The 13,177-nt window shown below is 70.3% G+C and carries 9 protein-coding genes; 2 read left to right on the top strand and 7 right to left on the bottom strand.

All coding sequences use genetic code 11. The features are described 5' to 3' along the window. Positions 1 to 10: 10 nt before the first annotated feature. Genes nbtC through ACYVKL_RS09585 form a run of 3 tightly spaced genes read right to left on the bottom strand, consistent with a single transcriptional unit; the run spans position 11 to position 5,248 of the window. On the bottom strand, positions 11 to 3,187 hold the full coding sequence (nbtC, locus tag ACYVKL_RS09595) for a nocobactin polyketide synthase NbtC (RefSeq protein WP_379168461.1): 3,177 nt from the start codon (positions 3,185 to 3,187) through the stop codon (positions 11 to 13). Next, a complete protein-coding gene (locus ACYVKL_RS09590) occupies positions 3,180 to 4,496 on the bottom strand; it encodes a beta-ketoacyl [acyl carrier protein] synthase domain-containing protein (protein ID WP_379168458.1) in 1,317 nt (438 codons plus the stop codon). The genes nbtC and ACYVKL_RS09590 overlap by 8 nt, the downstream gene beginning before the upstream one ends. After that, positions 4,493 to 5,248 carry a thioesterase II family protein gene (locus ACYVKL_RS09585; RefSeq protein WP_379168457.1) on the bottom strand — a complete coding sequence of 252 codons (756 nt, stop codon included), beginning with the start codon at positions 5,246 to 5,248 and terminating at the stop codon, positions 4,493 to 4,495. The genes ACYVKL_RS09590 and ACYVKL_RS09585 overlap by 4 nt, the downstream gene beginning before the upstream one ends. A 156-nt stretch (positions 5,249 to 5,404) precedes the next feature. On the opposite strand from ACYVKL_RS09585, the gene ACYVKL_RS09580 reads away from it, so the two are divergent. Further along, the gene (locus tag ACYVKL_RS09580) at positions 5,405 to 6,061 is read left to right on the top strand and encodes a GNAT family N-acetyltransferase (protein WP_379168454.1); all 657 of its coding nucleotides are present in this window, start codon (positions 5,405 to 5,407) and stop codon (positions 6,059 to 6,061) included. On the opposite strand, the gene ACYVKL_RS09575 is transcribed toward ACYVKL_RS09580, so the two are convergent. From ACYVKL_RS09575 to ACYVKL_RS09560, 4 genes are all read right to left on the bottom strand, one after another. Beyond that, positions 6,016 to 7,311, bottom strand: coding sequence for a SidA/IucD/PvdA family monooxygenase (locus tag ACYVKL_RS09575; protein WP_379168452.1), 1,296 nt, complete (start codon positions 7,309 to 7,311; stop codon positions 6,016 to 6,018). The two genes, ACYVKL_RS09580 and ACYVKL_RS09575, sit on opposite strands and share 46 nt — an antisense overlap. 195 nt (positions 7,312 to 7,506) lie before the next feature. Next, positions 7,507 to 9,243 (bottom strand): ABC transporter ATP-binding protein, encoded by a 1,737-nt coding sequence (locus ACYVKL_RS09570; RefSeq protein ID WP_379168450.1) that lies wholly within the window; start codon positions 9,241 to 9,243, stop codon positions 7,507 to 7,509. Then, the gene (locus tag ACYVKL_RS09565; RefSeq protein ID WP_379168448.1) at positions 9,240 to 11,123 is read right to left on the bottom strand and encodes an ABC transporter ATP-binding protein; all 1,884 of its coding nucleotides are present in this window, start codon (positions 11,121 to 11,123) and stop codon (positions 9,240 to 9,242) included. Before ACYVKL_RS09565 ends, ACYVKL_RS09570 begins: the two co-directional genes overlap by 4 nt. A 94-nt stretch (positions 11,124 to 11,217) precedes the next feature. After that, entirely contained in the window at positions 11,218 to 12,054 is an 837-nt protein-coding gene (locus ACYVKL_RS09560) for a DUF4190 domain-containing protein (RefSeq protein WP_379168445.1), read from the bottom strand. A gap of 123 nt (positions 12,055 to 12,177) precedes the next feature. Here ACYVKL_RS09560 and ACYVKL_RS09555 point away from each other — a divergent pair, with 123 nt between their 5' ends. Further along, the gene (locus ACYVKL_RS09555; protein ID WP_379168443.1) at positions 12,178 to 13,146 is read left to right on the top strand and encodes a pseudouridine synthase; all 969 of its coding nucleotides are present in this window, start codon (positions 12,178 to 12,180) and stop codon (positions 13,144 to 13,146) included. Positions 13,147 to 13,177 lie beyond the last annotated feature (31 nt).

Genomic DNA, 13,177 nt, shown 5'->3' with positions numbered 1-13,177 from the left:
CCCCTAGCCCTTAGTTGGTGTTCGCTGCTGCCATCAGCAGCACGACATCGTCGAGAGACGCACCGCCGAGAATCGCGGCGACCGGCAGATCCCGGTCCAGCGACGCCTGCACGCGCTTACGGAAGTCCAAGGCCTGCAAGGAATCCAGGCCCAGCGCGACCAGCGGCACCGAACGGTCGATGCTGTCGCCGGTGTCGATGCCCATGACGCGCTCGAGCTCGGCCAGCACCTGGTCCGCCAGCGGGCGATCGGCGACGACGGGCGCGGGTGCGGCCGGAGCGGCGGGCTCCGGCACGACCTCGGCCACGGCGGGCGCCGCCGGTTCGGCGGCGACGATCGCCGGGACCGGTTCCGGCTCCGGCACTTCCGACAGCACCGACGCCTGGCCGAACGCGCCCATGACATCGCGCAGGAACGACCAGTCCGCGGAGATGACGATGGCGTCCGTCGGCTGTCCGGTGAATCCGGCGGCGATGGCGTCGGCGGGATGCATCGGGAACACCCCGGCGCCCTCGACCCGTGCCATGCCCGCCGCGTCCAGCGGTCCCGCGACACTCCACAGGCCCCACTCCAGCGACGAGCAGTCGATGCCCCGTTCCCGCAAACGCCGGGCGAGCACATCCAGCATCCGGTTGGTGACCGCGTACAGAATCTGCCCGCGCCCACCGAGGGTCGCGGCCATGGACGAGCACAGCAGCACCCGACCGGTCGCGCTCAGCGGCACCGCGTCCAGCACGGCCTCCAGGCCCAGCACCTTCGACGCGGCGGCTGTGGCCACCAGGTCGCCGGTGATCTCCTCGATGCCCGCGTCCACATAGTTGACGGCGGCGTGGACGAGCAGGCTCACCGGCCGCTCCCCCAGCCCCGACGCCAGGCGCGCCACCTCCTCGGCGGCATTCACGTCGCAGGCTTCGACCACGATCTCGGTGGCTCCGGCGGTCCGCACCCGCGCCAATTCCGCGGCGGCCGCGCCCGATTCGCCGGACCGGCTCACCAGCGTGATCCGGCTCGCACCCTGCCGGGCGAAGTGCTCGGCGAACAGCAGCCCCAGTTTGCCGGTGCCACCGACGATCAGCACGTGATCGAGATCGGCGGCCGCGCCCGGCTCGGACTCGTCCGCGACCAGTCGCTTGACGAACACCTGGCTGCCGCGCAACGCCACCTCCGGCTCGCCCGCCGTGTGCAACGCCGCGACCAGGCGCTTGGCCTCCGCCGCTCCGGCGTCGGCCGCGAGATCCAGGTGCCGGAACAGCAGTCCGGGATTCTCCACACCGACACAACGGAATCCGGAGGCGACCGCGCCGTGGAACAGGTGCGGCACGGCATCACCGGACACCACGGCCTCGCCACCGGTCGTCACGAGCCAGCACTCGCCGCCCGGCCGCAGACCGGCCAGCGCGGGCAGCCACGCCCGCCCCGCGAAGAATTCGCTCAATTCGGCAATCGCGTCCGCCGAGGTGTTTTCGGGCAACGCGGGCCACAGCACCACGACGCTGTCGTACGCCTCCGCCGACGGCGCGGCGAGCAGTTCGCCGAGCTCACCCGAGTTCGGGTCGGCCGGAGCCGAGTCCGGGCGGATCGTGCCGCCGTCGGACACCAGCGCAGTCGCGGTCGCCCCGTAGCGGTCGGCGGCGGCCAGGAGCGCGGCGAGCTGGTCGGCGCAGCGGCCGGTGGGGTCGACGAAGGCCAGGCGGCGGGGCGGGGTGAGGGAGCGGCGCTCCCACAGGGTCCACCGTTCCACCAGGCGTTGGGGTTTCGGCACGGCCGGGGCCGGGGCGGTCACCTTGTCCGGGGCGTAGCCCGGGTTCGCCCACAGGCGCTTGGGATTCATCACCGTGTGCGGGAAGTCGCGTAGCGGGAGGGCCGGAGCCGAATCCGTCCGCAGGGCGTCCCAGTCGTAGCCGAGGTCGGCAACCGCGACGGCGGCCAGATTGCGGGTGAATTCGCGCAGGCCGGTCGCGGTGCGCAGGGAGGTGCCCAGGACCTTGAAGTCGCGGGGGCCGCGGGCGGGGTCCGGCGGGACCAGGGTGAGGTTCTCCTGCAGGGCGAGCTGCAGGACGGGGTGTTCGACGACCTCGATGAGGGTGTCGATGCCGTCGCGGGCTGCGGCGACCACAGCGCGGTCGAAGCGGACCCGGTTGCGCAGGTTCCAGTACCAGTACTGTTCCTGGATCAGGTCGGCGGTGATGGGAGCGCCCAGAGTCGCGCCGTAGCACGGGATCTCGGTGTCGAGGAAGGTCGGGTTGCTCATCTCGCCGCCGAGGAAGCCCTCGAAGTCCTCGCGCAGTTCGGCCACGATCGAGGTGTGGGCCGGGTAGGCGACGCCGATCTCGCGCGCGAACTGGCCCTGGGCGGTCGCGGCGGCGACCATGTCGGCGATGGTCTCGCGGTCGCCGGAGATGGCCATGATGTGCGGGGCGTTCACCACCGCCAGCTCGGCCCAGCCGGAGTGGCGGGCGAGCAGCGCCTCACAGTCCTCGCGATCCATGGCCAGCACGGCCATGGAGTAGCCGCGCGGTGAGAGCCGCTCGACCAGGTGCGCGCGGTGGGTGACCACCAGGACGGCGTCGCGGACCGACATCACCCGCGAGACCGCGCCCGCGGCCAGTTCGCCCTGGCTGTGGCCGATGGTGGCGGCCGGCTCGACACCAGCGGCCCGCCACATGGCGGCCAGACCGGCCATGTGGAACATCAAGGCGGGCTGCACTTCCCACACCGTGTCCTGGTACCGGCCCTCGGCGCCGAGCAAGTAGTGCAGCGGCTGGTCGTGGCCGAAGCGCTCGGCGTGCACGCCCGCGCATTCGTCGACGGCGGCCCGGTAGGCCGGGGACAGCTCGTAGTACAGCTTGCCCATGCCCGGGCGCTGACTGCCCTGGCCGGGGAAGACGAAACCGATGCGGCGGGCGGTGGCGGGACCGTCCCCGGCCACGACCGCCGCATGCGCGGCCCCGTCGGCGACGGCGCGCAGCGCATCGAGCAGCTCCTCGCGCCCGGTGACCATGGCCAGTGCACGGTGGCGGCGGGCGGTCCGGGTGCGGAACAGCATGTCCGCCAACCGATCCGGGGTGACGGCGGGCCGCTCGGCCAGGTAGGCCAGCAGGCCCGCGGCCTCCGCACGCACGCCGTCGGCGGTGTCGGAGGAGAGCAGGACGGGGATACTGCCATCGGGCAGCCGGTGGCTAGACATCGCTTTCCTCCAGCTCGGGCAGGGCGACCAGGGCGTGCGCATTGGTGCCGGCGACGCCGAACGAGGACACGGCCGCGTAGCGCAGTCCGGCCACGGCGGGCCATGGTTCGAGCTCGGTCGCGAGCCGCAGACTCGTGGCGGCCCAATCGATTTCGGTGGTGGGGTGCTCGGCGTGCAGGGTCGGCGGGATCTGCCCGTGCATCCCGGCCAGCAGCACCTTGATCAGCGCCAGCAGACCCGAGGCCGCCTGCGCATGACCGGCATTGGACTTCACCGAACCCAGGCGCGGTCCGTCGGCGCGCGGCACGCCGTACGTCGCGGCGAGCGCGGCCAATTCCAGCGGATCACCGACGGGGGTGCCGGTGCCGTGGCCCTCGATGAGCCCGACCTGCTCCGCGTCGATGCCGGACACCGCCAGGGTGTCGCGGATCAGTCGTTCCTGCGCGGCCGCGCTGGGCACCGCGATCGGCGCGCCCTTGCCGTTGTGGTTCACACGTGACCCCAGCAGCCGCCCGTACACGCGGTGGCCCAACTCGCGGGCCCGCGATTCCCGTTCCAGCACAACCACTCCCGCGCCCTCGCCCCACAGGGTGCCGGTGGCGTCGGCGGCGTAGGAGCGGCAGTGACCGTCGGAGGCCAGCGCGTTGTTCTTGGAGAACTCGTAGAACGCGCCCGGCGAACCCATGACGCACACGCCGCCCGCGAGCGCCCACTCGCACTCCCCCGCCCGGATGGCGGCGGCGGCCTGATGCACGGCGGTGAGCGCGGACGCGCACGCGGTATCGACGCTGATCGAAGGCCCGGTCAGGCCCAGTCCATGCGAGATGCGCCCGGCCACCGCGCCCAGCGCGGTCCCGGTGACCCGGTATCCGCTGTGCTCGTTGACCGAGGCCACCCGGGGCCCGTACTCCATGACCGAGACGCCCATCCAGCAGCCGGCCGAATCGCCCTCCACCGCAGCGGGATTGATCCCGGCCTGCTCGAGCGCCCGCCAGGCCACCCGCATCCCGGCCCGCTGCTGCGGATCCATCGCGACGGCCTCACGCGGGGTGATGCCGAAGAACAGCGGATCGAACTCGGTGGCGCCGGTGAGGAAGCCGCCCGCGTCGGGGACCGCGCCCCAGCCGTCCTGGCTCCCCAGGCTCAGCAGTTCCGCCAGCGGCCATTCCCGATCACGGGGAAAGGGGGCCAGCAGTTCGCGGCCCGAGGCCAGGGCGGACCAGAAGTCCGCGAGAGTGTCGATGCCGCCGGGCGCTTCCACGCCCATGCCGACGATCACGATGGGATCGCCGGAATCCGATCCGCTCATGCGACGACGCTCTTCTCCGCGATCAGCAGTTCGGCGATGCCGTCGACGTGCTGGTCGAGATAGAAGTGGCCACCCGCGAACATGGTCACCCGGATGCCGGCGCGGCTGTGGCCCTCCCACGCGAACAGGTCACGCGGCGCGACGAATTCGTCCTCGTCGCCGCCGAGCACGTGAATCGGAGTATCGACCGCGATGTCGGCGTCGCAGGAGTACGCGTCGAAGGCGCGGTAGTCGGCCTTCATCACCGGCAGCGCCATGCGCAGGACCTCGCGACTGCCCAGCACCTCCGCGCCGGTGCCGTTGAGCGCCGACATGTGGTCGAGCAGGGCGTCATCGTCGGTGGGGTGGCCCGGCAATGCGGCGATCCGCGCGGGCGCGGCGGCCGAGGAGGCGGCCAGCAACCGCACGGTCAACCCGGCGGCCTCGGCCAGGCGGGCGAATTCGAAGGCGACGATCGCGCCCATGCTGTGGCCGAAGACGGTGAGCGGCGCACCGGATTCGTGCGCGGAGGCCCGGAACGCCTCGAAAGCGCCCGCGGCCAGCTCCTGCAGGGTTTCGGCGGCGGCCTCCCGGGCCCGGTCCTGACGGCCCGGGTACTGGAACACCACGACATCGAATTCGGCGGCCAGCGTCTTGGCGAAGACCCGATAGGCCGAAGCGCCGGCGCCCGCGTGCGGGAAGACCAGCAGCGGTGGCGCGGATTCCGCACTCGGCGCCTGAAATTGCCTGATCCAGCCGAGTTCCCGTGCCATTTTCCGCATCTCTCCTACGCCCTGCCCGACCGCGTGAGCGTCGGTTCCGCTTGTCCCCCTTGCAATGTCCGGGCAACCGTAACACCGCCTAGTTAGTATAGGCTAGCCTTACCAACCAGGGTGATCAAGCTAACCGACGAACGGAGCGCCACAACGATGAACCGGACGACCTACGTCCTCGCGCGCGAACTCACGGACCTTCCCGACCACATCCGCCGCGCGCCCGCACCCGTGGTGCCCGAGTTCGCCGCGCCGTTCACGCTGCGGCTGGTGGACGTCGAGTCGAACGATCCGGAGACCATCACCGAATGGATGCACCGGCCGCACCTGCTCGAGACCTGGGAACAAGCCTGGGACGCCGACCGCCGCCGCCTCGACTGCGCCGCCCAGCTGGCCGGAAGCTTCTCGCGCCCCGGCATTCTCGAATACGACTTCACCGCACTCGAGCGTTCCGACCTGGGCCGCCGCGAGGTCGCCTATGTGGAGTTGTACCGTCCCGCCAAGGACGAGATCGCCCGCCTCTACGACGCCGACGCCCACGACATGGGCTTCCACATCGCCACCGCCGACACCGAACTGCTGGGCCGCGGCGTCATGTCGGGCTGGATGCGGCAGCTCGGGCAGGCGATCCTGGCGGCCGAACCCGAATGCCGCCGGCTGCTGTGCGAACCCGATCACCGCAACACCCCCATGCGGAAGGCGTTGGAGAAGATCGGGTGGCAGCACCTCGGCGACTTCGACATTCGGCCGGACCGTCGGATCTCGCTCTACGCGCTGCCGCGCACCGCGGCGGACCTGCCCGAAATCCGATAGCGCGGGGCGAAATTCACCGCCGGCTGCAGGATCCGGTCCGACAGTTCGCCCAGGCAGCTGAGATTCGGGAAACCCGGACCCTGCGCCATCGCGGCCATATTCGGCAGATACAGCTTCGCGTCCAGCCCGGACACCGCCAGGTCGTAGCCGATGGCCGACTCCACCCGAGACTGCTCCAAGGGACCACCGACCGCCAGCTCGAGCAGATCGGTTGCGGCGGAATCGAACAGATCCAGGAACCACAGCGGCTGCCCGCCGGTCGCGTCCACCACCAGATCGAAGGTGTGCACCTGATCCGGGCGCAGGTCGTTGCGCAGGGTCAAGGCGACCCGGTCGTCCTGATCGGCGAGACTCACCACCCGGCCCTGCAGATGATGAACCCGGTTGTCGCCCAACAGACTTTCCTGCACCCGCACCGAGAACACTCCGCGGTCGGTGCGGCGGATGACATCCCGGCGCTCGGCCATGCCCAGCCCGGCCCACTTGGTCGGGTCGCTGTAGAGCGAGTTCTCGAAATAGCTTTCACCGCGCGTGTACAGCGTGGCCTTCGGCGAGATCACCGAGACGGTCAGCATGTCGTGGCGGACCAGCTCGTCCAGGGCCGAACCGGCCGTCTCACCGCCGCCGATCACCGCGACGCGGGAGGCCGGCGGCAGCCCGTTGCGGCCCGCCAGCTCCCAGAAATCGGAGATGCTGAGCACCTTCGGATGCTCGGCCAGGGCGCGGTCGCTGCGGCCCGGACCGGTGATCATGACGGCGTCGCAATCGATCTCGGCCATCCCGCCGTCGGCGTCGGCGACCGAGACCAGCCAGCCGTCGGCCGCGGCGGCGATGCCGGTCACGGCGCCCCGCACCAGGTCCATCTCGCTGCGCTTGGCCACCCACTGCAGGTACTTGGCCCACACGTGGTGCTGCGGGCTGGGCCGGCCGCGGTCGATCCACTCGGCATAGGTGCCGTGCTCGACCAGGAAGGCGGTCCAGCTGAACGCCCGCATGGCCTCGTCGATTTCGCGGTTGCGGCCGCGGGCCCAGGTGGAGTGGTAGGGGAAGCCGACGTCCTTCTCCGGGCTGGTGCCCAGGCGGTGCCGGCCGTCGGTCCAGCCGCCGGTCGGCAGCCAATTGCCGCCCACCGTCTGCGCTTCGACCACCGTCACCCGTGGCGCGGGCAGGCCCAGGTCACGCAGCACCCGCGACTTGGCCGCTACCGCCAGGGCTTTCGGCCCCGCACCGACCACCAGAAGTGTTTCCACCGGTTCTCCGTCCCAGTTGCTCAACTGTTGCCTGCCTCGCACAACCCGCCAACCACTTTAGGTTTGCATAGCCTTACCTTATCTTGCAGGGCGGCACTTGCGAAGCGCTCGGGACGAAAAGATCGGACAGAACACAGTGCCCCGTACTTCGACCCTGAACGGCCCCGGACTCCAACGGAATCCGGAGCCGTTCGGCTAGGCGGAGACCGGAGCCAGACGCCAGCCAGAGGCGCGGGTGCGCTCGTTCCAGAAGGCCGCGTAGCGACCCTCCAGCGCCAGCAATTCCGCGTGCGTCCCGCGCTCGACGATGCGACCGGCATCCATGAACAGGATCTGATCGGCGTGCGCGATGGTCGCCAGCCGGTGCGCGACCACGAGCACGGTGCGGCCGCGGGTGAGTTCGTGCACACCACGCACCACAGCCGCCTCGTTGTGCGGATCCAGCGCACTGGTGGCCTCGTCCAAAAGCACGATCGGGGCGTCCTTGACCAGGGCGCGGGCGATCGAAACCCGCTGCCGCTCACCACCGGACAAGGCCGAACCACCCTCGCCGACCGCCGTCTGCCAGCCGTCGGGCAGGCGCTCGGCGATCTCGTCCACCCGCGCGATGCGCGCGGCCGCCAGCACCTCCGCATCGGTGGCGTCCGGACGGCCCGCCCGAATGTTCTCCAGCACCGACCGATCGAAGAGATAGACGTTCTGGAAGACCAGCGCCAGGCGATTCAGCAAGGACTCCGCCGGCTGTTCCCGAACATCGTGGCCACCCACCGAGACACGACCGGAATCGGTGTCGTGGAAGCGGGCCGCCAACCGCAGCACCGTGGACTTGCCCGCGCCACTGGGACCGACGATCGCCGTGGTGGTGCCGGGCGCGGCGGTGAACGAGATGTCCTCCAGCACGGTCTTTCCCGGGCCGTAGCCGAAGGTGACACCGTCGAACTCCACCTGCGAGGCACCGGCCTCGACCGATGAATCAGGCTGCGCCAACGCCGGTTCCGCCAGCAGGGCACTCACCCGATCGGCGGCGGCCGCGGCCGTGCGCAAGGCGCCACCCAGCTGGGCGGCCTGGGTCAGCGGCTCGATGAAGCGGGAACTCACCGCGATCAAGGCGATGGCCGCCGCGGCCGAGATCGCGCCGTCGGTGGCTTGGCCCACCACCAGGTACACCAGCACCAGGAAGACCGCCTGCACCACCAGCGTGAACCCGATCAGACCGGGGACGGCCGCGACCAGCAGGCCGTTGGCGGCCGTGCGCTGACGCGCGAGCGCCGCGTCCAACGCCCGGTTGCCCGCGCCGACCGCACCCAGCGAACGCAGCATCGGCTGCGCCTGAGCGAATTCCAGCACCCGGGCATTGGCCTCGGTGGCGGCCTCGTGCATGCGCTCGTCGGCGGCCACATTGGAACGATTCGCCCACAGGTTCACCAGGAACAGCACCGGCGCGGTCACCAGCATGGCCAGCGAGATACGCCAGTCGACGAACACCATGCCCACCGCGACGCCGAGCGGAACCAGCACGCCGGTCAGCATCTTCGCCAGCAGGTAGGCGATCAGGCCCTGCACCTCGCGGACGTTCTCGACCATCACCCGCGACAGCTCGCCCGCGTGCCGATCGTCGAACCAGCCCAGCGGCAAGGCATTCAGGTGATCGCCGAGCCGGGTCTGCAGACCGTGCTGCATCCCCACACCGACCCGCAGGCCGAGCACCGACTGCAGGTAACCGAACACCACGACCCCGGCCACGGCCAGCGCCAGCCACAGCGTCCACCACCAGGCGCGACTCAGGTCATGGTCGAACAGCGCCCGCAGCACGGGCACCAGCAGCACGTAGGCCGCCGCCTGCGACAGCGCCTGGGCCACGATGGCCAGCAGCAATCGCGGTGTCAGCCGCTCGAATTCGGCCGGAACGAGGCCGAGCACCTTGCGGATCATCGAGTCTCCTCCTCGGCGCCGGCGACGCTGTGCAGCGCGGCCGCGTTGATTTCCCAGAGCCGCTGATACAGGCCGCCCGCGGCGTGCAGGCTCGCGTGATCGCCCTGTTCGACCAGGGTTCCGTTGTCCAGCACCAGGATTCGATCCACACCGGTGATGGTGTGCAGCCGGTGCGCGATCACCAGGACGGTGCGGCCGGCCACCAGTTCGGCCAGCGCGTCCTGCACCGCCGCCTCGGATTCGGGGTCGGCGAACGCGGTCGCCTCGTCGAGCACCAGCACCGGAGTGTCGGCCAGCAGGGTGCGGGCGATCGAAAGCCGTTGCGCCTCACCACCGGACAGCACGACATCCACGCCGATCTCGGAGTCGTAGCCACGCGGCAGCGCCAGAATGCGGTCGTGGATGCGAGCCGCGCGGGCCGCGCGCTCCAGGTCCGCGAGCTCGGCATCCGGGCGGGCCAGGCGCAGGTTGTCGGCGATGGTGCCGCGGATCAAGCGGACATCCTGGAAGACGAACCCGACCGTGCGATACAGCTCCGCGCTCGGGATGTCACGAATATCGGTGCCGCCGATGGTGATCCGGCCCGCGTCCACGTCATAGAAGCGGGGCAGCAGCTTGGCCAGCGTCGACTTGCCGGAGCCGCTGGGACCGACCAGGGCGGTCATGGTGCCGGGCGCGAGCTCGAGGTCGACGCCGCGCAGCACCTGGTGGTCGGCGCGGTAGCCGAAGCTCACGCCCTCGAAGCGGATCAGTCCGGCGGGATCCTCCCCCGCCGCGGAATCATCCGCGCCGGAAGCCAATTCCGGGGTCTGCATCAGTCCGTGCAGACGCAGCGCGGCATCACCGGCCGTGCGCAGCGCCTGGGTGCCGTAGCCCAGACCCAGCAGCGAACTGCCCAGCCCGAGCCCGACCAGCAGGAACGGCAGCAGGTCCAGCGGCTCCAGCCAGTCCAGGCCGACGCCCGCCAGCCCGGCCACCACGATCAGCAGCATGACGAAGACCGGGGAGACCACGGTGTCCGAGATCGACTGCACCGTCATGACGGGCAGCTTCAGCCGCCGCAGCCGGTCGGTCTGCTCCTCGACGGCGGTGCGGAACTCGGTGTGCGCCTTGCCCGCTCGCCCGAAGGCCCGGACCACCTGGATGCCGTCCACGAATTCGACGGTCGCGGCGCGGGTGCGCTGTTCGGCGGCGTTGTAGGCGAGCAGGCGTTCGCGGCCGGGCTCGTCGAGCATGGCGCGCATGCACAGCGCGTACACGATCAGGGGCAGCAGCAGGACCAGCGTCAGCCGCCAGTCCACCGTCGCCAGGTAGACGAGGGTGACCAGCGGCGCGGTCACCGAACCGATGAAGTCCAGGCGCGCGTGTGCCACCAGGTAGTGCAGGGCCTCGACATCGTCCTGCAGGTACTTCTTCACGTCGGCGGAGGCGCGGGCGCCGAACCAGCCCAGCGGCACCCGGGTCAGCTTGTCGGCCAGCAGGCGGCGCAGCGTCAGCTGGTAGCACGCGTCCACGGCGTGCGACCAGGTGAGCGCGACCGTCTGCAGGATCGCGCGGGCCACCAGGACCAGCACCGCGATCAGCAGCAGCCGCCACACCCGATCGGCATCGGGGGTGTCGCGCAGCAGTTCCCGGCAGGCCGACACGATCAGCAGGAACGGGACCACCGAGCAGACCGCGGCCACCGCCACGATCAGCCCGGCCGCGGTGAGCGGCCCGGCCACCGGGGCGAGGATCTCCTTGCGCGCGGCGGCTTCGCGCCGCCGCCGCGCCTTCGCCTCGGCCTTCGCGTCCAGGCCGCTCGGCTCGGAGCCCTCGGGTCCACGACTGTCCGCGCCGGAGGCGTCCGCCTCGACCGCGGGCGGTGACTCGACCGTCATCAGTCCGCCTTCCACCTTCGTCACTCCGGCGTTCCCACGAACACCGGCGAGAAGATAGGTTAGGCTAACTTTTGCTGAACGACCATACCGAGGCTCAGCGCGGCACCTTCACGGTCAGCTTCTGACCATCGGCGTTGTGCACCATGCAGGTCGCGCGGCCATTGGACTTGCTCCACTGGACCTCGTTGGCCGGATACAGGATGAACGACTCCAGCTTGTCGACCACCGGACTCGACGCGAGCAGCTTGTCCAACTGCACCTGGCAGGCCTCACTGGCCTTGTCGAAGGACGCGTCACTCGAACCCGGCCACGAACCGGGCAGGTGCACCTGGGTGATCACCTCGCCGTCGTGCGGCGAATCACACGGCAGCACGGTCACCTTGCGGATGTGGTTGTTCTCCTTGACCGTCTGCACGCAGTCGCCGGTCTTCACCTCGTCGATGGAGATCGAAGTCGGCGAATCCGCCAGGGCCGAGGTGCGGGTCGTATTGTCCGACGACGCGGTCGTACTCGAATCGGTCACCGCGGCGATGGCGAACACCACGACGAACAGCAGCACCCACAGGCCCGACGCGATCAGACCGACGATCGCCAACCCCCGGCCGGCCTGATTGCGCTGCTTCGTCTGATTGAGCGCGATGAAGCCGAACGGGACGGCGAGCAGGCAGGCGCCGAGCAGACCGAGGATCAGCGTGGCGATGGCAAAGCCGTTGGTGCCCTGCGCGGGCGGCGGGCCCATCGGATAGGCCGGCGGCATCGGCTGGAAACCGGGCTGGCCATAGTCCGGCTGGCCGTACGCGGGCTGCTGCGCCTGACCGTAATCCTGCTGACCATAGGCGGGCGGAACCTGGCCATACTCCGGCTGACCATAGGCGGGCTGCTGCGGATAGCCGTACTGCCCGGGCTGCGGCTGACCGGGCTGGCCCGGCATACCTTGAGGCTGTTGGTCATTCGGATACACGAGACCCCCGATCATTCCGCCGACCCGGACAATCCGGGCGTCGGCTCACCGTACCCCGCAAACCGGACACACCCGGGGGCTAGGGTTTGACGGGTGAGACGCAGGCAGCAACCGCCGCTACCGAAGCGGCACGGACTCGATCCGGCCCGGTTGCGGCTACCCGAGGACGGGGACTGGGCGACCATCCGCGACCACCTCGTGGAACGCCTGCCCCGGGTCCGGCCCGAACGCATCGACGAACTGCTGCACGAGGGCGGCATCGTGGATCTGGCCGGACCGATCACCGGCGAAACGCCCTACGCGCCCGGCACCGCGGTGTGGTTCCACCGCGATCTGCCCGACGAGACCGAGGTGCCGTTCCCGATCGACATCGTGCACCGCGACGACGACATCCTCATCGTGGACAAGCCGCACTTCCTCTCGACCATCCCCCGCGGCCAGCACATCCTGCAGACCGCGCTGGTGAAACTGCGCCGCGAACTGGACCTGCCGGATCTGGTGCCCGCGCATCGACTCGACCGGGTCACCGCCGGACTGGTCCTGTTCATCGTGAACCCGGCCCGGCGCGGGGCCTATCAGACGATGTTCCACAAGCGACTGGTGCACAAGGAGTACGAGGCCATCGCCCGGGTCGATCCCGACCTGGAACTGCCGCGCACGGTGATCAGCCGCATCGTCAAGGAACGCCAGGTGCTCAAGGCCTACGAGACCGACGGCGAACCCAATGCCGAGACCGTCGTCGATCTGCTCGAACAGCGCGACGGACTGGGCCGCTACCGGCTGCGGCCGCGGACCGGGCGCACCCATCAGATCCGCATCCACATGAACAGCCTCGGCGTCCCGATCCTGGGTGACGACTTCTATCCGGAGCTCACCGACAAACCGGTCGACGATTACACCCGGCCGCTGCAACTGCTGGCCTCGGCGCTGGAGTTCCCCGATCCGGTCACCCGGCAGCAGCGCCGCTTCGAAACCACGCGCACGCTGCAGGCCTGGGACGATCCCGAGGGCTGGGCGAGCGGCCGGGTCGCGGCCGCAGGGTATTCCGCGCAGCGGGATTAACCACATTCGAAGCGGATTCCAAGAATTCGCT

Source organism: Nocardia tengchongensis, assembly GCF_054781395.1.
This window is presented reverse-complemented; position numbering and strand designations above follow the sequence as displayed.